Below are 19,217 nucleotides of genomic sequence, written 5' to 3'. Positions count from 1 at the left end.
TCTTTTTTATGAAAATTTTCATAATCGTTTTTATAATTTCTAATGCCCTAATAGGGCAAAACCTTAAATATCCAAATTCCGTAGAAGAAATTAAAAAAAGTCTAGAAGGAGAATGGGTTTTAGATGGTGACGATTCTGATGAACATACTCATTTCTGGTTTTCAGAAAAATCAGGAGGTATAGAATATAAGGATGTTAAAACAGGTATGATAATAGATGATCATACGATAGTAGAAATCATAGAAAATGAGTATCAAGGGTTCTTGATAAAATTTACTAAGTTATTGTCAACACGTACATATTCCATACAATTATTAAATGATGACTATTTTGTTTTCCGTGCTGAATGGGAAGATGTTCGTTATAAGAAAATTAAAACAATAGAATGATCATATATAATGTCACTATAAATATAGAAACCTCAATAGAGCAAGAATGGCTTGTTTGGATGAAAGATGAGCATATTCCTGAAATGCTTGCAACGGGTAAATTTATAAAAGCTTTAATGACCAAAGTTCTTGTAGAAGAAGAAATGGGTGGCGTTACCTACTCAGTACAATATACATGTGCAGATATGACACAATTACAAGCTTATTATGCTCAAGATGCTGAAAGATTACGTGCGCAAAGCAATAGATTTACAGGAAAGTTTGTGGCTTTTAGAACAGAGTTGGAAGTGATTTCAGAACAGCATGCATAAAGAGTATTATATATCTAGATATTCTTTATGGTTTATAGCCAAGATTCTTATTTATATAGGAATGGTAGTTTATTTTCTTAAATACATATATGTTATTCTTATTATAGATTTTCTTGCTAACTGGTTACTAAATGGGCATGGTCCTTTTGAATTTGTAAAATCTTATTGGCAAGGAATTCAAGATATTTTATTTAATAAAGGAGGTGTGCGTTTTGTCATAGGTATTTATGAAGAAAATGTAAAGACAAAGGATGGAGATTTTCTATACCCTTATATAAAACTTTACGAAATATCTAGGGGAGGAAGTGAGCCTTATTTAATACTCATTAATGGAAAGAGAGTAGATTTAAATATTTCATGGCTAAAAAAATCAGAACAATTAGAAATCGAAGCTTATCTTCAAAACAGAATTAATGGGAAAAGGGCATAAGTCAAAACGAACTTTTGAAAAGTCACACAAAAAATCTACAAATCGGGATCGAGGTGTTGTTGCAAAAAAACATCTAGGACAACATTTTTTAGGAGATGAAGAGGTAGCAGCACGTATAGGAGATACACTTACATTAGATGGGTATTCAAATGTATTAGAGATAGGTCCAGGAACAGGCGTATTAACTAAATATATTCTTGGTAAATCAGTACAATTGATTGCTATGGATCTGGATACAGAATCTATCGCATATTTAAATGGTTCTTTTAAGCTGGAACAAAAAGTAAGTAGTCCAGATAAATTCCAAGTCATCGAAGCCGATTTTTTAAAGCATCCTATAGAAGCGTTGTTTCCTGAAGCACCTTTTGCAATTACTGGTAACTTCCCGTATAATATATCTACTCAGATAGTATTTAAAACATTAGAACATAAAGAGCGCATTCCTGAGTTTACAGGAATGTTTCAAAAAGAAGTAGCGCAACGTATTTGTGCTTCTCATGGGAGTAAAACCTATGGTATTCTATCTGTGCTAGCGCAGGCTTTTTATGATGCAGAATATCTCTTTACGGTACCTCCAACTGTTTTTATCCCGCCACCAAAGGTAGATAGTGGAGTGCTTAGGTTGAGACGTAAAGAAAATTATAAAGACATTGGTTGTGATGAAAAGCAATTATTTAAAGTGGTGAAAATGGCATTTCAGCAGCGACGTAAAACATTACGTAATAGTTTAAAAGGGATGATGTTGAGTGACCGCTTTCGCGAAAGCGAAATTCTTAATAAACGCCCAGAGCAATTATCTGTTCAAGATTTTATAACATTGACTAGCGATATTACGTCGGATTTAGAATAGGGTTTCCCTATATTTGTGGCTGCCTAAAACTAGAGGTATGTCATTTGAAGTTACAGACATCTTATTAGAGGAGATAAAAGTTCATATACGCAATGAGGCTGACAGCATATTGCTTGAACTTTTTGAAGATGTGCATCATGCCGATGTCGCAGAGATTCTTGATGAAGTAAACTGGGATGATGCAGTATACCTTGTACGTTTATTAGATAGTGAGACGACTTCTGAAGCTCTGATGGAACTGGATGATGATGTTCGTGAGCGATTACTAGAGAGTCTTACGCCTAAAGAAATTGCTGAGGAGATTGAAGAAATGGATACCGATGATGCAGTAGATGCTATTGCAGAGTTGGATGAAGAAATCCAAGAAGCCGTTATTGAGCAGATTGAAGATGAAGAGCATAAGGCTGATATCCGTGAGATGTTGCAGTATGATGAAGATTCTGCAGGAGGTCTGATGGCAAAAGAGCTTATTAAAGTAAAAGAGACATGGACCGTAGCGGGTTGTGTGCGAGAAATGCGTCGTCAAGCAGAAGAGGTAACACGCGTGCATTCTATTTATGTAGTTACTAAAGAAAATGTACTTATAGGAAGGCTTTCTTTAAAAGACTTATTGACATCAGATACAAAGACTAAAATTTCAGAAATATACATACCAAAAGTAGATTCAGTTCATGTAAATGATGATGGAGAAGATGTAGCTAAGTTGATGCAGAAATATGACTTAGAAGCTATTCCAGTAATAGATGATGAAAATAAATTATTAGGACGTATCACCATAGATGATATTGTAGATTTTATACGTGATGAAGCAAAAGAAGATTATCAACTTGCGGCTGGTATTACACAAGAGGTAGAGGCAGATGATAGTATTTTAGAGCTTACACGTGCACGATTACCTTGGTTATTTTTAGGATTGATAGGTGGAGTAGGAGCTGCAACTATTATGGGAGGTTTTGAAGATATTCTGAAAGATTACGCCTTATTGTTTTTCTATACACCTCTTATAGCTGCAATGGCCGGAAATGTAGGAGTGCAGTCTAGCGCAATTATTGTACAAGGACTTGCTAATGATGATGTAAAAGGAAGTATTGGGAATAGATTGCTTAAAGAAATGTTTCTTGCAGCACTTAATGGTTTAATATTAGGAATTGTTTTATTTGCGTTTACTGCTGTTTGGTATGGCGATTTTAAGGCAGCTATGGCGATATCTATATCACTGTTTGTCGTGATTATTATGGCAGGAATTATAGGTACATTTATTCCTTTATTTTTAGATAAAAGAGGGATTGATCCTGCGATTGCAACAGGACCTTTTATTACTACAAGCAATGATATTTTTGGTATTTTAATTTATTTCTGGATAGCCAAACTTATTTTATTTTGAAATCTCCTTCATTTGAATATACGCTTATTGTTCCTGCGTCTGCTATAGATGTAATGGGACATGTTAATAATGTGGTGTATTTGGATTGGGTGCAAATAGCAGCTTCAAAACATTGGAATCACGCAACGGCTACTTATTTTAAAGATGAAGATCCTAATGAAGAGCGTATAGGAATCAAAAAGATGGCTTGGGTAGTATTAGATCATCATATTAGTTATAAAGCCGAAGCTTTAGAAGGAGATGAACTTGTAATAACCACCTTTGTAGAAAAGATGACAGGTGTTCGTTCTGAACGTCATACAAAAATCATCAGGAAAAGAGATCAAAAACTACTAGTAACAGCAGTAACAAACTGGTGTTTACTGAAAATGCCAGAAGCAAAACCAATGCGTATCCCAGAAGAGATATCTATCTTATTCTAAATAAAAGTAATTTATAAATTTAAAGCATCAAGCTTTTTGTTTATATCTGAATCAGAGGGTCTTGTAGCATCTGCACTTACAATATTACCTTCTGGATCAATGATAATAAACCTTGGAATAGCATCGATTGCATATGCTTCTATAAACTTAGATTTAAAAGCATTTTCTGTTATAAGTTGTGTGCCTCCTAGTTCTTTATTAGCAACCATCTTACGCCATTTTGTATAATCATCTTTTTCATCTACAGAAATGCTTACAAATTCTATATTCTTGCCTTCATAGGTATGTTCTAATTCTTTTAAATAAGGAATCTCTCCAATACATGGTCCGCACCAAGTTGCCCATACATCTATATATACATATTTACCTTTAAGATCTTGTAATGCTGTTTCTCCTCCTTTAAAATTTTCATAGTCAAAAGTAGGTGATGGCTGTCCTTTTACAAGTTTTTTAATCTTGTCATAACGTGTTGTAATGGCTTCTTTTAGTTTCTCATCTGAGGCTAGTGCTAATAACTTGTCTTTCATGGTATGTACATCACCTTCACTGGGGCCATACATATATAACATACTACCTATCACATCGTTTTTGATACTTGGGCTTTTATAGTTTTTTAACTCATTTACAATACTCTCCAAAAAAGTAGTGTTTGTATCTTTTTTTGCTTCTAGTGTATTCATAAGATCGTTTGCAACGATTTCTAAATACATACTATTATATTGTTTTGCGTCTGTATCGTTGTCTTTATCTAATGCGATTACATCATCTAAAAATCCTTCGGGAATCATGGAGTCATCTCCATTTGCTAAATACTTTTGATGACTAACATATCTCATCTTTAGATTCATTTGGAAGAGTGTCAATGCCTTTGATTCTATTTTTTTGAATGCTTCAGGAAAGACACTAGAATCGAGCGCTTTCATTTGACGTTCTTTTAAACTATTGATATCACTTATGAAAGTCTCAGGTTCTTGACCGAAAAATAATTCATAATCCTGCATCAGACTTACTTGACCTTCATTTTTAGTCATAATATATTTCTGTATTGCGGCATTTTTCCCTGTAAAAACAGTTGGGCTATCTTGTGAGGCAATATCTGTAGAGAATGTAAGTTCATCTCCTTGAGATAAAAATATATCAATAGTACTATAACCAGCTCTTAATTTTATATATCCGTTTTGAGATAGATGTAATGTATCTGTAAAAGTTCCATCTGGATTAACAGTGATAGGACCATTAACATCGGGATTATCAAATAAAAATACTTTTAAATCTCCAAGGTTTTTAATATTGCCGTGTAAAATGGCATAATCAATGACTTCTTCTTTCTCTTTTTTCTCACAAGATGTCATACTTAATAAGCATATTGCTACAATTAATAGGATATTTGTTTTCATAAGATTGAATGATAATTGTGAACGTAGCTAAATGTATAATTTTAAAATGGATATAGATGTTAAGAAAAATATAGTTTCTTCTTAAATATCAATATCTTAGTCTATAAAAAGAATTGACAGATATGAAACCAATAAATATTAAAGAAAAATACACCAAGTTTAATAAGCAGTGGCATCCACATCAGATTGCTTTAGTAGATGATATGCAAGTGATTTTAGCTAAAATTTCTGGAGAGTTTGTGTGGCATAGTCATAAGGATGAAGATGAATTGTTTTATGTGCAAAAGGGTACGTTATATATGCGTTTTCGTACATCAACGGAGCTCAGTATAAACTCCAACGATGGTTATAAGGAATGGTCTGAAACAGTACAGGAAGGAGAAATCATAGTAGTACCAAAAGGGGTTGAACATTGCCCTACTACAAAAGAAGGTGAAGAGGTACATTTACTGCTTTTTGAAAAACAAAATACAGCACATACTGGAGAAGTACAGCATGAGAAAACACAAACGGAATACCCTAAAATATAAAACGAATTACACATAAAACCAATGCGTATCTTTGCTATAAACTACACTCAATGATGCGTATTCTTCATCTCGATCAAAATCATCCATTACTTCTTGAGCAATTAGCGTTTGCAGGACATCATAATGATGAAAATTATACAATTTCAAAAGAAGCTACCGAAAAGATTATTTCTACATATGATGGTATTGTGATACGTAGTCGGTTTAAAATTGACAAACAGTTTATAGATGCCGCATCCCAATTAAAATTTATTGCAAGAGTTGGTGCTGGATTAGAAAGTATCGATATTCCATATGCAAAAAGCAAAGGAATTCATTTGATAAGTGCTCCTGAAGGAAACCGTAATGCGGTAGGAGAACATGCGTTAGGTATGATTCTTTCTCTTTTTAATAAACTACATCAAGCAGATATTGAGGTAAAAGCAGGTTCTTGGAATCGAGAATCCAATCGTGGCTTAGAACTAGAAGGAAAAACGATTGGAATTATTGGATATGGAAATATGGGAAAAGCGTTTGCAAAAAAACTACAAGGCTTTGACTGCGAAGTGTTATGTTACGACATCTTAGATCATATAGGAGATGCCAATGCGCGTCAAGTATCACTTCAAGAATTACAAGAGAAGACAGACGTATTGAGTTTACACACCCCTTGGACGCCTCAAACAGATAAAATGATTGATGATGCTTTTATAAACGCTTTCGCGAAAGCATTTTACCTCATAAACACGGCGAGAGGGAAAAGTGTGGTTACCTCTGCTCTGGTCACCGCTTTAAAAAACGGAAAAATAAAAGGAGCAGGACTCGATGTATTAGAATATGAAAAACTATCTTTTGAAAATCTCTTTACCTCAAAAGAAGAAATGCCAGAACCGCTTCAATATCTTATCACAGCGCAAAATGTATTACTAACTCCTCACATTGCTGGATGGACTGTAGAAAGCAAGCAAAAACTAGCACAAACCACTGTAGATAAAATTCTCGCTACCTTTTAGTATTTTTAAGAAAGATAAAACAAGCATTAAGAAATTTAAATGTGTGAAAAAAACAGTTTTAATTTTTGGGATGTTGGCTTTAGCCATTTTGGCATTATTACAATTGAGTAGTTATAGCTTAATTTCAGGAGATTTAACTATCGAATTTGTTATAAGCGGTATTGCAATAGTTTTTTTTATTATAGGCGTATTTATTCAGAAAAAATTCAAAAAAGAAGCAGTTGTCTCTCAAGAAATAGATCGAGAACAAATTGATGCTATCGGGCTGAGTAAACGAGAATATGAAGTATTGCTTGAAATGGCTTCAGGATATAGTAATAAAGAAATAGCTGAACATCTATTTGTCTCTGAAAGTACCATTAAAACACATGTATCTAATGTCCTTTTAAAATTAGATGCAAAACGACGTACGCAAGCCATTCAAAAAGCAAAAGAGCTACACATCTTACCTATTTGACAGGATTCCTACCAAAGTAGGATGAAATTGGTACTTTAGTATGAGACCGTTTTTTCAGCTTTCTGATACTTTTGACTCAACATTTTAAATAAGTAGATTATGAAAAAAATAGTTTTTAAATATGTAGCATATGCCATGCTTACAGGAATGGTGGCGTTTGGATTTTCGTTATTCTTAGGCGCTTTAGAAGTATTAGGATATACGGCAATTTTTGTAGCATTATCTTTTGTTTTTTTTGGCGTCAAATATTATAGAGATACTGAAAATGCAGGCAAAATAAGTTTTACAAAAGCATTTATAATAGGGATTTCTATAGCGCTATTTACAGCATTAGGGATTGCTATTGTAGATGGATTATATGTCACTGTTATTCATCCTGATTTTTATCAAGAATATGGAGAAGCTGCTTTAGTAGCAGCTCAAGAAACAGGAGATGCAGTAAAAATCACTGATGCAGAAACACAATTAAAAGAATTTAATGCGATGTCACTTATGCAACTAGGCTTCTTTTCAGGAGGATTTATGTTTGCACTAGTAAGTGTAATAGGATTAATCATTACTATAATTTCAGGATTAATATTACAGAGAAAATAACATATAGTTTAATCATTAAAAGATATCACGCTAAGGGCGTGACAAGAATATGAAACGAGTTACAGGAATAGGGGGGATGTTTTTTAAAAGTGAAAACCCTGATGCACAAAAAGAATGGTATAAAAAACACTTAGGTTTACCAACAGATCAATATGGATGGACCTTCTGGTGGCGAGACGAAAATGGAAATAAATGTTCTACACAATGGAGTCCTATGAGTGCAGATACTACCTATTTTTCTCCAAGCGAAAAGCCATTCATGTTTAATTTTCGAGTAGATAATTTAGTAGAATTACTCAAAGTGCTTAAAGAAGAGGGGGTTACTGTGGTTGGTGAAGTAGAGGAGTATAGCTATGGGAAATTTGGATGGATTTTAGATCCAGAAGGAAATAAAATAGAACTCTGGGAGCCTATAGATAGTGCCTTTTTGTAAGATTATACTGCTTATCATGATGTATTTACTTTGAAAAAAGAGTGTTTTTTTAGATTTCTGCACTTTTTTTAATAGCTTTAAGTTCTAATTAACTAATCAATACAACAATGAGCGAAGAAACGAACGAAGGTCTAGGGGATGATCTTAAAGACAAAGCAAAAAAAGCAGCTAGTGAAGCTAGTGAGAAAGCAAGTGAATTTGCAGATGATGTAAAAGAATCTGCAAAAGAGTTTTCTGATAGCGCAAAAGAAGAATGGAATAAAGTGACTGACAGCAAAGAAAATAAAAAAATGCTTGCAGGATTGCTTGCTATTTTTCTTGGGAGTCTTGGTATTCATAAGTTTATTTTAGGATACCAAAAAGAAGGAATTATTATGCTCGTTGTGGGTGTTGTAGGTTGGTTTCTTTGTGGTATTCCAACAATGTTAGTATGGGCAGTAGGAGTTATAGAAGGAATTATGTACCTCACAAAATCTGACGAAGAATTCTATAATACATACCAAGCAGGACAAAAACCTTGGTTCTAAAATAGCATAAACTAAAGCCTAAAGATTTTCTTTGGGCTTTTTTATTAAATTTAACATCGTAATATTGCTATATTACTTTTTATTTGTAATTTTGGATTATTAAAACACATATACTATGGGCGTTACAAAAAGGCATATTCACTCAATGAGAGCAAATCAAATGGCAGACTTGGCAAAAGTGCTATCTAATCCTGCTAGAGTAGCTATTTTAGAATATATAGGAGATTGTGACGGCTGTTTATGTCAGGATATATCAGAAAAAATAAGATTATCGCAACCCACAACTTCACAACATTTGCAAGTGATACGTAAAGCTGGATTGCTTAAAAGCCAGTTTAAAGGAAAGGCACAATACTATAGTATTGATGTGAGAAAATGGGAACAATTACAACAACATTTTCAAGATTTCTTCGAAGCAACTAAAGCAAAATGTTGCTAATTTTATGAGTACAGCATTACTACATAAAGCATATAAAGGAGATCTTTTTAAAGAAGAAGGTAATGATCTTATAGCATTACTAGCAGATCACCTTACAAAAACAAAAGAAGGAACCCCTTCTAAGGTAACCCGTTGGGTCCCTCCACAAGTTGAATATGATTTTTGGCAAGAGTATATAAAAGAAAAACACAGTACTAAAGAATTTTTTTCAACCCTTTTAGAGCGTTCTATCCATACACATCACCCCAAATATATAGGACATCAAATAGCATCTGCAGTGCCTGTTTCGGCTTTAGCAACCTTTTTTAGTGCACAACTCAATAATGGGATGACAGTGTATGAGATGGGGCAAGCAAGTACCGCAATAGAAAAAAACGTCATAGACATGTTTTTGAAAGCTATAGGCTATGCACAAGGAGATGGTTTCTTGACTTCAGGTGGGACATTAGCAAATCTTACAGCAATGCTTGCTGCTCGTAAAACCATTGCAAATGATGATATATGGAATGATGGTCATAATCACAAATTAGCAATTATGGTTTCAGAAGAAGCACATTATTGTGTAGATAGAGCTGCTCGTATTATGGGATTAGGAAGCGAAGGAATTATTAAAATTCCAGTTAATGAAGACTATGCGATTCGTACAGAAGTATTAGAAACGTATTATGATAAGGCGCTTGCAAACGGACGTCAAGTGATTGCTATTGTAGGAAGCGCTCCCTCTACAAGTACAGGTGTTTATGATAATTTACAAAAGATTTCCGCTTTCGCGAAAGCAAAAAAAATATGGTTCCACGTAGATGGAGCTCATGGAGGCGCCGCTATATTTTCATCAAAATACAAACACCTTCTTAAAGGCATTGACCAAGCAGATTCTGTGATTATAGATGGCCATAAAATGATGGGAACCTCTTCAATAACAACAGCAGTATTATTTAAAAACGATGTAGATAGCTATACTACTTTTGAACAAAAAGCACAGTATCTCTGGGATAAAAATGATGATCCAGAATGGTATAATCTAGGAAAGCGCACTTTTGAATGTACAAAAAGCATGATGAGTTTACGCTTTTTTGCCATTATGAATGCTTACGGAACGCAGTTTTTTGATGATAATGTGACCGTATTATATGATGCCGGACGTGAGTTTGGAACTTATATTGAAGCACATCCAGACTTTGCATTAGCATTAACACCTATTTCAAATATTGTATGTTTTAGATATATAGGAAACCTACATCCAGAAGCCTATGAAGAAGTAAATAGAAAAATCCGCCAAACATTATTGGAAGATGGAGAGTTCTATATTGTCTCCACCTTACTTAAAGGAGAATTTTTCTTACGTACTACATTTATGAATCCATTTACCAATAAGGAGCATATGGAGTTATTACTGGAAAAAATCAAAGAAATAGCTGTAAAAATTGAACAAACAACAATCAATATATAAAACCAAGTGTTGTTATAACATACACTAAAAATACATACACTATGAAAACACAAGAATTTTTAGAAATACTAAACGATCACAACGGAAAATCATTATTATTTGAATATGCACCCAATTTATTGGTAGGTGCAAACTATCACATTACAGAAGTAAAGCACGTTACTATTGATTCTGTAGATTGTGGCGCTGGCACAGATGCATGGAAAGAAACCATTATTCAACTATGGGAAGATCCTAATGAATTAGGGAAGACAGAATTTATGAGTGCTTATAAAGCCATGGGAATTCTATCTAAAGTAGGTCATATGAAACCGTACGTAATGGATTCAGAAGTACGTATAGAGTATAGTAATGCAAACTTTCATACAGCGCAACTATATGTTAACGATTACGAAATACGAGGAAATAATCTACTTCTTAAATTAGCAAGCCAGCCTACAGACTGTAAAGCAAAAGAAGCTTGTGGTATTCAAGCTCCAGCAACCGTTGGTGCAGAAGCGCAAGTTGGCGGATGTGCTCCAGGAAGCGGGTGTTGTTAATAGCGTGATATGAGTGTGTCTCAACCAGATATTCAAATACGTTTGTTTCATAAAAAGGATTATCCCGCTTGCGCGAAAATCTATAAAACAGGCATGGATACAGGGATTGCTACATTTGAAACAAAAGTACCTGATTGGGAAAAGTGGAATGCTAAGTTTTTAAAACAATGTCGTTTTGTAGTCGAAAAAGATCAAACCATTTTAGGATGGTGCGCACTTACTCCTTTTTCATCAAGAGAAGTCTATAAAGGAGTTGCTGAGGTGACTATTTATGTAGCTACAGAAGCACAACAAAAAGGAATAGGAAAACTGCTATTACAACATTTAATAAAAGAAAGTGAGAAAGCAAATTTTTGGACCTTACAAGCAAAGATATTTCCACAAAATCTTGCTAGTATTACCTTGCATGAGAATTATGGATTTAAAAAAGTAGGGATACGAAAAAAAATCGCAATGCGGGATGGTATTTGGTATGATAATGTGTTATTAGAGAGAAGAAGTGGTTTTATTTAAAATGTCTGGTCGAGCGCAGTTGAGACCTAATGAATATATAATAGAGACTTAGAAATATATATAAAAGATACCCGCCTTCGCGGATATGAAATATGAATTAAATAAGTACCCGTTTACACGGGCATTGAAAATGAAAAAAAACATACTCGTACTTTGTACAGGAAATAGCTGTCGTAGCCAGATGGCACATGGATATTTAAATCTATTAGCAAGTGATAAAGCAACGATCTATTCGGCGGGAATAGAAACGCATGGAATCAATCCTGGAGCTGCAGCAACGATGGCAAAAGACGGCATAGATATTACTAGTCATACTTCAAATAATGTAAATGAGTATGAAGGTGTCCAGTGGGATTTTATCATTACTGTGTGTGATCATGCTTATGAAAACTGTCCATTTATTGCAGCACCTAATGCTACACGTTTACATCATAACTTTTATGATCCTTCAAAGTTTGTGGGATCTCCAGAAGATACAGAGGCAGCTTTCGCGAAAGCGAGAAATGAAATAAAAGCATATTGTCAAGATTTTGTGTCAAATCATTTGTAGTTTTCTTGATTTAATAGGATTTTCTTACAAAAACAGGTGTAAATGCCTGTTTTTGTAATTATATATTTTCATACATTTAAGGCTATAATTAACTAACCAATCCATTTTAGACAATTTCCTTGTCAACATTAAAATAGTCAAGTTCCCTCGTATTGTCATTGGGTTACCAATAACAATAAAATGAATCTTAAAAAATCAGTAGGCATCGCCGTAATACTAGGCATTGCCTTTATTGCCATTTGGGAACTTTATGTCCAATCACTAGGATATGTTTCAGAGCTTGATGATAATAAAGCACTCTGGGCTATTCAAAGAGCCAAAGTAGATAAGCTCTCTTCAGATGATGTCGTATTATTAGGCTCTTCAAGGGTTCATTTTGATATTCAACTCAATGAATGGGAAGAAGCTACTGGCGTGCGCCCTATCATGCTAGCTTCTGATGGTACAACACCCACTCCTATTTTTAAAGAAATTGTTGAAGAGACTGATTTTAATGGCACCGTAGTCATAGGTGTAGCTCCTGCATTATTTTTTTCACAACCAGAAAAAGGGTTTATGTGGGATCGTCCTACCAAAAGACTCCGTCATTATTATGATAGAACCTATGCGCAACGCGCCAACCATTACCTTTCTCTTCCTTTAGAACGCACCTTTTCATTTTTGAACGCATCAGAAGAAGAATGGTCTGATGATATAGATTTAAAAACCTTAGTGAACAATATTACAATAGGCAATAGAGGTCCAGAAGCAAGGCCACCTTTCAATAATTTTGGATTCGTAGATGCCGATCGAAATGTGACCATGTTTGAAAAGACCAAAACAGATACAGCCTTTGCAAATGGAATTGTCAAAATATGGTTAGGAGGGATAGAGCGACGACCCGCACCCGTTGTAGATTCTGTAATACTTTATTACCAGCCTTTAATAGAAAAATTTAAAAAACGTGGAGGAAATGCTATTTTTTTAAGATGCCCTTCTAGTGGAAAACTCAGAGAAAAAGAAAATGAAACATACTCCAGAACTATCTGTTGGGATGAACTGCTTTTACAATCTGGACTTAATGGCTATCACTTTGAAGATTATACACAGTTAAATCAATTTACCTGCCCAGAAGAATCACATCTTTTTTCTACAGATGCTCGTATTTTTACCAAAGAGCTAGTGAAAATCCTTCTAGAAGATCAACAAATCCCTAACCTTAAAACTCGATAATTATGTTATTTAATTCACTCAGTTTTGTGGTTTTTTTGATCATTGTTTTAGCGCTTTATTATGCAAAAATACTATCCTGGACGGGAAAAAAACGCATGCTTTTACTCTCTAGTTATGTGTTTTATGGAATGTGGAATCCACCCCTAGTTATTTTACTTTGGATTTCTACCGTCGTAGATTGGACTGCAGGAAAAAAACTAGCAACGCTAGAAAATAAAAAAAAGAGAAAACTATGGCTCTTATTGAGTATGGTTGTAAATCTTGGGTTTTTAGGATTCTTTAAGTACGGTAATTTTTTATTAGAAAACTTTACAGCGATACTCCAAAGTATGGGAATAAAGTATGAAGCACTTCCGATGGATATCATTTTACCAATGGGTATTTCTTTTTACACGTTTCAGACCATGTCCTATACTATAGATATGTATTATAGAAAAGGAGAACGTGCCCGTACTTTCCTAGATTTTGCATTATATGTGACCTTCTTTCCACAATTAGTTGCGGGACCTATTGTAAGAGCAAAAGATTTGATCACACAATTTTATGAGCCTAAAAAAGCAACTGTTAACCAGTTTTTATGGGGATTATTTTTATTGACCATAGGGGTGTTTCAGAAAGTAGTTTTGGCAGATGCATTACTCTCTAGTACATCAGATAAGGTTTTTGATGCAGGTAAACTACTCCACGGGCTAGATGCGTGGATAGGAACTCTAGCTTTTTCAGGACAAATATTTTTTGATTTTGCGGGCTATTCTACCTGCGCAATTGGTATTGCATTGATGTTAGGTATTGTATTGCCAGATAACTTTAGATATCCCTATGCATCTATAGGTTTTTCTGACCTTTGGCGAAGATGGCATATTTCTCTGTCTAGTTGGTTGCGGGATTATTTATATATCCCATTAGGAGGAAATCGTCATGGTATTACAAGAATGTATGTAGCGCTTATGCTTACGATGTTACTGGGAGGATTATGGCATGGTGCCGCTTGGACATTTGTAATCTGGGGTGCTTTGCACGGCATATACTTGGTGGGAGAGCGGTTACTTAAAAAACTAATCTCAATAAAGATTAATGCTTGGAATGGGATTTTCTTTGCATTCTTAACTTATACATTAGTTAATATTACGTGGGTGTTTTTTAGAGCAAAAGGATTTGCTAATGCAAGTGATATGATTACCTCTATGTTTTTTATGAATTCAGAGGGAAGTAAGATTTTAGGAATCGCAGAAATAGGCAAGGTGGTGATTGTGATTACAGGGCTATTTTTATGTCATTGGTGTATGCGCAATACTTCTATGAAAGAGGTGTCACTTAAAACACCTTCCTGGGTATTAGGTGTTGGTTGGGCAGTATTATTCTTTTTGATTTGTTTAGCGCAAGGAAGTGGAGAACAGTTTATTTACTTTCAGTTTTAAGGGGTTCATAATTCCGCTTTCGCGAAAGCGTATAAAGAGACTTAACTACTTAATACATCTGCCACTTTTGCTATATTTTTACTCTCAAACCAGCGTATAAATCGGATGACCCATCGCAATATCCTGCTTTTTGTAGTAGAAAGTTTCAGGGCTAATTTTCCAATGGATTCATCGCGTGTTGAGAAAACGGTTTCTTTGTCTGTAGCATCATGATATTCATTAGCAAATATCCATGCTTCATCACGAGCGATATTGATACTAAACGTAGCGATAAGATCTTCTTTTCCGTCTGCTACTTTATCAAGTAGATAAAAGAAAGGAGATACGCGTCCTATTTTTTCTTGTACGCCATCTACCATACTCGCTAAAATGGTATTGATTTTATTAAAATCATTATGGATATCGTCTAGCTGTCCTTCTGGTCCTATAGTTTCAGAAACGGCAATTCCTAAGTCTAAATTAATATGTGCATTAATTCCTAAAAGAAGATGCTGAAGGATTAATAATTTTTGACTTTTTGCAGCCTCAAAAGCATTCTTCCATGATAGTGATGGTTTCTTACCTTCTTTATAAGTAAAATATGCAGCTAAGTATCTATTGGCAAAAATGACATCAAGACGCTCCATTCTGGGGTTATCTTCAAATTCTTGTTGAGCAATTCCTTCTTTGATACGCTCTGTTACTTTTTTATAAAGTATTGGGAAAAAGGCAAGATTGCTGTTGGCAGTTATTTCATCGGTAATAATATCTCCCAAAATGGCGATGACTTCATCTATCGTAGTGGCTTGTGTCATGGTATACTAATCAGATAGTTACAGAAATTAAAGTTAGAGATAAGTCGCTATATGATCAAATTATTTGGGCACTATAATTTTGAAGTAAGTCATTTGCTACGTAAATATGATACAGAATACTTATTTTTAAAGCATAAATCAGATATCATGAAAAAATCGATACTATTATTTTTAGTCCTAGTGAGTACTGCTATTTCTTTTGGACAAAGTGAGAAAAGTAAAGTACAGGAAACCGTCGCAAAGTCAAAGATAGAAGGTCATATTTATTTCTTAGCAGATGATTTATTAAAAGGAAGAGAAACAGGAACTCCAGAAAATAAGATAGCGGCTTCTTATTTAGCAAATACATTACGCAGTTATGGTGTGCAACCTAATCCTAAAACAGGAGATTATTATCAAGAAGTAACTCTTCAAAAAACGGCTCCGCCTAAAGATGTTACAATCGCTATAAATGGCAGCACTATAAAAGATTATGCAGTGTTAGATGTAGCTGCTACAGATTTTTCTAAAGGCGCTGTATATCTAGGATATGGATTAGAGCAAGATTATAAAGGAAAATCGGTAGATGGGAAGCTTGTTGTTGTAAAAGCAGGTAGTGCTGATGCAAAAGATGCACGTGCTGCTTTTGGACTTCTGGATCAAAAACGACAATTGGCTAAACAAAATGGTGCTGTAGGTGTCCTTGAACTATTAAATGCAGAGGAACAAATGTGGGGATTTATAGAGCATAATTTTAATGCTCCATCGCTTGATATTGTGAAGGAAGAAAGTAAGACGGCTAGCATGCCTTACGTCTGGATATTAGATAAAGGAAATAAAATGGCAAATAGCCTTACAGCAAACAAATCAATAGCAGCTTCGCTTAAGATGAGTGGCTCTCAAAAAGAGATTGTAAAATCTCAAAATGTGATAGGTGTTATAGAGGGTACAGATCCAATATTAAAAAATGAATATATTATATACTCAGGTCATTATGATCATGTAGGTATAGGTACACCAGATGAGACAGGTGATACGATTTATAATGGAGCTCGTGATAATGCTATAGGAACGACTACAGTTTTAAGTATGGCAGAAAATCTTGCAAAATACCCAACAAAACGATCGGCGTTATTTATTTTGTTTACAGGAGAAGAAAAAGGGTTATTAGGGAGTTCTTTTTATGTAGAAAACCCTGTGCTTCCACTGCATCAAATGGTATATTGTTTTAATAGTGATAATGGAGGGTATAATGACACATCTCTGGCTACTATTATTGGATTACCAAGAACTACAGCATCACAGCATATAAAAGATGCGGCAAGTGCTTTTGGACTAACAGCTATAGACGACCCTGCACCTGAACAAGGTCTTTTTGATAGAAGCGATAATGTGAATTTTGCGGCAAAAGGAATTCCAGCACCTACTTTTTCTTTAGGTTTTACCGCATTTAATGGAGATGTAACTAAATACTATCACAGACCTGGTGATGAGGCAAACACATTAGATTATGATTACTTATTTAAGTTTTTTAGTGCTTATGTGCTTGCAGGGAGAAATATTGGAAATGACCCAATAACCCCTACTTGGACTGCTGGTGATAAGTATGAAGCGGCTGGAAAAGCGTTGTATAAAAATTAATCTTATTAAAGCATACGCTTTAACGTTTTACTCTCTTTACAGTCGTGAACCTGTCTGCTGGTAGGTAGGTCTCGTAATTTTGATTTCGCGAAAGCGGAATAAAAATATAAGATATTGAGGTTGAAAAGAACCCTATAGATTATTCTTCCTCTGAATTTCTATGTCCGTATTTTTTTTCTAGTTCTGCTTCAAACTCTTCCATTACAGGCTTTACAGTGCTTTCAGGTAAGTCTGCAATACGTATATACATAAGCCCATCTACCGCATTGTTAAATAATGGATCTACATTAAAAGCAACTACTTTGGCGTTTTGTTTTATGTATTTTTTGATAAGTACGGGAAGTCTTAGAGAGCCCGGTTCTACTTCGTCAATAAGTTTATCAAACTTATTGAGATCGGCTGCACTTTCGTCAAAGACAAATTCTTTATCGGCATCTTTAAGGCGAACTTTAAATTCTTTTTTAGGCCTGATATATTGGGCTACATACGGATCCCAATAATGGGATTTCATAAATTCAATCATCAAAGATTTAGAAAAATTTGAAAACTGATTAGAAATACTTACCCCTCCAATAAGGTATTTGTGTTTTGGGAAGCGTAATGTAGTATGAACAATACCTTTCCATAATAAAAAGAGTGGCATTGGTTTTTGCTGATATTCTTTGATGATAAAAGCACGTCCCATTTCAATACTTTGACTCATCATAGTGTGCAATTCGGTATCAAAACGAAAAAGGTCTTGAAGGTAAAACCCATCAATGCCATACTTATCATAAATTTCTGAACCTAATCCCATACGATAGGCACCTGCTATTTTTTTTGCATCACTATCCCATAAAAACATATGATGATAATAGCGATCAAATTTATCCAAATCTGTAGCTTCATTCGTTCCTTCTCCTATGGCTCTAAATGTGATTTCGCGCAAGCGACCTATTTCTCTAAGAGTATTAGGCATCTCATCTGCAGGAGCTAGAAAAACTTCGTAATTTTTAGATTGTAGTAGGCGTTTATCGTTAGATCGTAATTGGTCAATCTCTTCATAAATTAAATCGCTACTTATAGAGACAGCAATTTCTTTAGGTTCTTTAGGAACTTTAAGCGTTTGTGGAATGCTACTAAGACGACTTTTAGTTTCGAAAGACTTGGCAAGCATGTATGTTTTTTTACGGAGAAACTCTGTAAAACTAGAAAGGTTTTGATATTCTTTTTGTGCTGTTACTTTTATAGGATTTCCAATACGAACTTTAATCACTCTGTTTTTTTGAGTAAGAAGTTCACTAGGTAACTTAGCGGTACGTAAAGTACTACTAATGCGTGATAATTGATAAAACAGTCTGCTATTTTTTGCATGAAAATAGATAGGAACAATAGGGACTTCTGCTTTTTTAATAAGCTTTATTGCAGCTTCTTCCCAAGGTTTATCAATAATGAGCTTATCATCTTTATAAGTAGATACTTCTCCTGCTGGAAAAATCCCTAGAGGGCACCCATTTTGGAGATGTAATAATGCATTTTTAAAACCAGCAATACTTGATTTTACATCTTTGCGATCCTCAAAAGGATTTACAGGCATTACATATGGTTTTAAAGGATCTATGCGGTGTAAAAGGAAATTGGCAATGATCTTAAAATCTTCACGTTGTTCAAGCATGAGTTTAAGTAAAAGAATACCGTCAATCCCTCCTAATGGATGATTTGATATAGTGATATAAGCACCATTTTTTGGAAGTCGTTTAAGATCTTCTTCTGGGATATCAAATTTGATTTGAAATTCATCTAGAAGTGCATTTAAAAAGTCGAGATCACTTAAATGCTTATTGCGATCATAAATTTTATTTAGACTTGAAATTTTAAGTATTTTCATAAGTGACCAGCCTAAAAAAGTACCTATAAAGCCAAATTTATTGACGTTTATGGCTTGGGCAACTTCTTTTGCGGTAACTAAACTCATGAAATGTTATTT

At 34.4% G+C, this 19,217-nt stretch carries 23 protein-coding genes; 20 read left to right on the top strand and 3 right to left on the bottom strand.

Features of this window, described 5'->3' with window-relative positions:
- The first annotated feature begins 8 nt into the window (after window positions 1-8).
- The 6 genes from Q1A01_RS01330 to Q1A01_RS01305 are packed head-to-tail and all read left to right on the top strand — an operon-like array spanning window position 9 to window position 3,786.
- Window positions 9-389, top strand: a complete 381-nt coding sequence (locus Q1A01_RS01330; protein WP_299674789.1) for a hypothetical protein — start codon at window positions 9-11, stop codon at window positions 387-389.
- On the top strand, window positions 386-700 hold the full coding sequence (locus Q1A01_RS01325; protein WP_299674786.1) for a DUF4286 family protein: 315 nt from the start codon (window positions 386-388) through the stop codon (window positions 698-700). The genes Q1A01_RS01330 and Q1A01_RS01325 overlap by 4 nt, the downstream gene beginning before the upstream one ends.
- Window positions 693-1,130: a hypothetical protein gene (locus tag Q1A01_RS01320; RefSeq protein ID WP_299674783.1), complete on the top strand. Its 438-nt coding sequence runs from the start codon at window positions 693-695 to the stop codon at window positions 1,128-1,130. Before Q1A01_RS01325 ends, Q1A01_RS01320 begins: the two co-directional genes overlap by 8 nt.
- Complete coding sequence (gene rsmA, locus Q1A01_RS01315; RefSeq protein WP_299674781.1) at window positions 1,114-1,980, top strand: 16S rRNA (adenine(1518)-N(6)/adenine(1519)-N(6))-dimethyltransferase RsmA; 867 nt, start codon at window positions 1,114-1,116, stop codon at window positions 1,978-1,980. Before Q1A01_RS01320 ends, rsmA begins: the two co-directional genes overlap by 17 nt.
- A gap of 37 nt (window positions 1,981-2,017) precedes the next feature.
- Window positions 2,018-3,364: a magnesium transporter gene (gene mgtE, locus Q1A01_RS01310; protein WP_299674778.1), complete on the top strand. Its 1,347-nt coding sequence runs from the start codon at window positions 2,018-2,020 to the stop codon at window positions 3,362-3,364.
- On the top strand, window positions 3,361-3,786 hold the full coding sequence (locus tag Q1A01_RS01305; protein ID WP_299674775.1) for an acyl-CoA thioesterase: 426 nt from the start codon (window positions 3,361-3,363) through the stop codon (window positions 3,784-3,786). The genes mgtE and Q1A01_RS01305 overlap by 4 nt, the downstream gene beginning before the upstream one ends.
- A gap of 11 nt (window positions 3,787-3,797) precedes the next feature.
- Here Q1A01_RS01305 and Q1A01_RS01300 read toward each other — a convergent pair whose 3' ends face one another.
- Complete coding sequence (locus Q1A01_RS01300; protein ID WP_299674772.1) at window positions 3,798-5,183, bottom strand: TlpA disulfide reductase family protein; 1,386 nt, start codon at window positions 5,181-5,183, stop codon at window positions 3,798-3,800.
- Between the two features lie 122 nt (window positions 5,184-5,305).
- On the opposite strand from Q1A01_RS01300, the gene Q1A01_RS01295 reads away from it, so the two are divergent.
- The 13 genes from Q1A01_RS01295 (at window position 5,306) to Q1A01_RS01235 (ending at window position 14,837) form a co-directional block, all read left to right on the top strand.
- Complete coding sequence (locus Q1A01_RS01295) at window positions 5,306-5,713, top strand: cupin domain-containing protein (protein WP_299674769.1); 408 nt, start codon at window positions 5,306-5,308, stop codon at window positions 5,711-5,713.
- 53 nt (window positions 5,714-5,766) lie between these two features.
- Window positions 5,767-6,705: a 2-hydroxyacid dehydrogenase gene (locus tag Q1A01_RS01290; RefSeq protein WP_299675586.1), complete on the top strand. Its 939-nt coding sequence runs from the start codon at window positions 5,767-5,769 to the stop codon at window positions 6,703-6,705.
- Between the two features lie 43 nt (window positions 6,706-6,748).
- Window positions 6,749-7,162 (top strand): response regulator transcription factor, encoded by a 414-nt coding sequence (locus Q1A01_RS01285; RefSeq protein WP_299674766.1) that lies wholly within the window; start codon window positions 6,749-6,751, stop codon window positions 7,160-7,162.
- Window positions 7,163-7,261: 99 nt separating this feature from the next.
- A complete protein-coding gene (locus tag Q1A01_RS01280) occupies window positions 7,262-7,756 on the top strand; it encodes a DUF4199 domain-containing protein (RefSeq protein ID WP_299674763.1) in 495 nt (164 codons plus the stop codon).
- A gap of 49 nt (window positions 7,757-7,805) precedes the next feature.
- On the top strand, window positions 7,806-8,189 hold the full coding sequence (locus Q1A01_RS01275; protein WP_299674760.1) for a VOC family protein: 384 nt from the start codon (window positions 7,806-7,808) through the stop codon (window positions 8,187-8,189).
- 107 nt (window positions 8,190-8,296) lie between these two features.
- A complete protein-coding gene (locus Q1A01_RS01270; protein WP_299674757.1) occupies window positions 8,297-8,716 on the top strand; it encodes an NINE protein in 420 nt (139 codons plus the stop codon).
- 115 nt (window positions 8,717-8,831) lie between these two features.
- Entirely contained in the window at window positions 8,832-9,155 is a 324-nt protein-coding gene (locus tag Q1A01_RS01265) for a metalloregulator ArsR/SmtB family transcription factor (protein WP_299674754.1), read from the top strand.
- Between the two features lie 4 nt (window positions 9,156-9,159).
- Entirely contained in the window at window positions 9,160-10,605 is a 1,446-nt protein-coding gene (locus Q1A01_RS01260; protein ID WP_299674751.1) for an aminotransferase class V-fold PLP-dependent enzyme, read from the top strand.
- A gap of 41 nt (window positions 10,606-10,646) precedes the next feature.
- Entirely contained in the window at window positions 10,647-11,144 is a 498-nt protein-coding gene (locus Q1A01_RS01255) for a DUF6428 family protein (protein ID WP_299674748.1), read from the top strand.
- Between the two features lie 9 nt (window positions 11,145-11,153).
- Window positions 11,154-11,657, top strand: coding sequence for a GNAT family N-acetyltransferase (locus tag Q1A01_RS01250; RefSeq protein WP_299674745.1), 504 nt, complete (start codon window positions 11,154-11,156; stop codon window positions 11,655-11,657).
- Between the two features lie 130 nt (window positions 11,658-11,787).
- Window positions 11,788-12,207 carry an arsenate reductase ArsC gene (locus tag Q1A01_RS01245; protein ID WP_299674743.1) on the top strand — a complete coding sequence of 140 codons (420 nt, stop codon included), beginning with the start codon at window positions 11,788-11,790 and terminating at the stop codon, window positions 12,205-12,207.
- 180 nt (window positions 12,208-12,387) lie between these two features.
- Window positions 12,388-13,419 carry a hypothetical protein gene (locus tag Q1A01_RS01240; protein ID WP_299674741.1) on the top strand — a complete coding sequence of 344 codons (1,032 nt, stop codon included), beginning with the start codon at window positions 12,388-12,390 and terminating at the stop codon, window positions 13,417-13,419.
- A 2-nt stretch (window positions 13,420-13,421) separates the two neighbouring features.
- Window positions 13,422-14,837, top strand: coding sequence for an MBOAT family O-acyltransferase (locus tag Q1A01_RS01235; protein WP_299674738.1), 1,416 nt, complete (start codon window positions 13,422-13,424; stop codon window positions 14,835-14,837).
- 41 nt (window positions 14,838-14,878) lie between these two features.
- Here the strand turns inward: Q1A01_RS01235 and Q1A01_RS01230 are convergent, their stop codons facing one another.
- The gene (locus tag Q1A01_RS01230) at window positions 14,879-15,631 is read right to left on the bottom strand and encodes a DUF5995 family protein (protein WP_299674735.1); all 753 of its coding nucleotides are present in this window, start codon (window positions 15,629-15,631) and stop codon (window positions 14,879-14,881) included.
- A gap of 51 nt (window positions 15,632-15,682) precedes the next feature.
- Here Q1A01_RS01230 and Q1A01_RS01225 point away from each other — a divergent pair, with 51 nt between their 5' ends.
- Window positions 15,683-17,251 carry a M28 family peptidase gene (locus Q1A01_RS01225; RefSeq protein WP_299674732.1) on the top strand — a complete coding sequence of 523 codons (1,569 nt, stop codon included), beginning with the start codon at window positions 15,683-15,685 and terminating at the stop codon, window positions 17,249-17,251.
- Window positions 17,252-17,390: 139 nt separating this feature from the next.
- Here Q1A01_RS01225 and Q1A01_RS01220 read toward each other — a convergent pair whose 3' ends face one another.
- Window positions 17,391-19,205, bottom strand: coding sequence for a lysophospholipid acyltransferase family protein (locus tag Q1A01_RS01220; protein WP_299674729.1), 1,815 nt, complete (start codon window positions 19,203-19,205; stop codon window positions 17,391-17,393).
- Window positions 19,206-19,217: the final 12 nt, after the last annotated feature.

The sequence above is a fragment of the uncultured Dokdonia sp. genome, from assembly GCF_947492815.1.
GTDB lineage: Bacteria > Bacteroidota > Bacteroidia > Flavobacteriales > Flavobacteriaceae > Dokdonia.
The sequence above is the reverse complement of the archived record's forward strand: the minus strand, read 5'-3'. Positions and strand labels throughout refer to the sequence as shown.

Coding starts and splice junctions, on each gene's coding strand:
- Q1A01_RS01280 (WP_299674763.1), top strand. CDS start 7,262: ATGAAAAAAATAGTTTTTAAATATGTAGCATATGCCATGCTTACAGGA.
- Q1A01_RS01240 (WP_299674741.1), top strand. CDS start 12,388: ATGAATCTTAAAAAATCAGTAGGCATCGCCGTAATACTAGGCATTGCC.
- Q1A01_RS01330 (WP_299674789.1), top strand. CDS start 9: ATGAAAATTTTCATAATCGTTTTTATAATTTCTAATGCCCTAATAGGG.
- Q1A01_RS01320 (WP_299674783.1), top strand. CDS start 693: ATGCATAAAGAGTATTATATATCTAGATATTCTTTATGGTTTATAGCC.
- Q1A01_RS01255 (WP_299674748.1), top strand. CDS start 10,647: ATGAAAACACAAGAATTTTTAGAAATACTAAACGATCACAACGGAAAA.
- Q1A01_RS01275 (WP_299674760.1), top strand. CDS start 7,806: ATGAAACGAGTTACAGGAATAGGGGGGATGTTTTTTAAAAGTGAAAAC.
- Q1A01_RS01265 (WP_299674754.1), top strand. CDS start 8,832: ATGGGCGTTACAAAAAGGCATATTCACTCAATGAGAGCAAATCAAATG.
- Q1A01_RS01325 (WP_299674786.1), top strand. CDS start 386: ATGATCATATATAATGTCACTATAAATATAGAAACCTCAATAGAGCAA.
- Q1A01_RS01260 (WP_299674751.1), top strand. CDS start 9,160: ATGAGTACAGCATTACTACATAAAGCATATAAAGGAGATCTTTTTAAA.
- Q1A01_RS01225 (WP_299674732.1), top strand. CDS start 15,683: ATGATCAAATTATTTGGGCACTATAATTTTGAAGTAAGTCATTTGCTA.
- Q1A01_RS01250 (WP_299674745.1), top strand. CDS start 11,154: ATGAGTGTGTCTCAACCAGATATTCAAATACGTTTGTTTCATAAAAAG.
- Q1A01_RS01235 (WP_299674738.1), top strand. CDS start 13,422: ATGTTATTTAATTCACTCAGTTTTGTGGTTTTTTTGATCATTGTTTTA.
- Q1A01_RS01245 (WP_299674743.1), top strand. CDS start 11,788: ATGAAAAAAAACATACTCGTACTTTGTACAGGAAATAGCTGTCGTAGC.
- Q1A01_RS01270 (WP_299674757.1), top strand. CDS start 8,297: ATGAGCGAAGAAACGAACGAAGGTCTAGGGGATGATCTTAAAGACAAA.
- rsmA (WP_299674781.1), top strand. CDS start 1,114: ATGGGAAAAGGGCATAAGTCAAAACGAACTTTTGAAAAGTCACACAAA.
- Q1A01_RS01290 (WP_299675586.1), top strand. CDS start 5,767: ATGCGTATTCTTCATCTCGATCAAAATCATCCATTACTTCTTGAGCAA.
- Q1A01_RS01230 (WP_299674735.1), bottom strand. CDS start 15,631: ATGACACAAGCCACTACGATAGATGAAGTCATCGCCATTTTGGGAGAT.
- Q1A01_RS01300 (WP_299674772.1), bottom strand. CDS start 5,183: ATGAAAACAAATATCCTATTAATTGTAGCAATATGCTTATTAAGTATG.
- Q1A01_RS01220 (WP_299674729.1), bottom strand. CDS start 19,205: ATGAGTTTAGTTACCGCAAAAGAAGTTGCCCAAGCCATAAACGTCAAT.
- Q1A01_RS01295 (WP_299674769.1), top strand. CDS start 5,306: ATGAAACCAATAAATATTAAAGAAAAATACACCAAGTTTAATAAGCAG.
- mgtE (WP_299674778.1), top strand. CDS start 2,018: ATGTCATTTGAAGTTACAGACATCTTATTAGAGGAGATAAAAGTTCAT.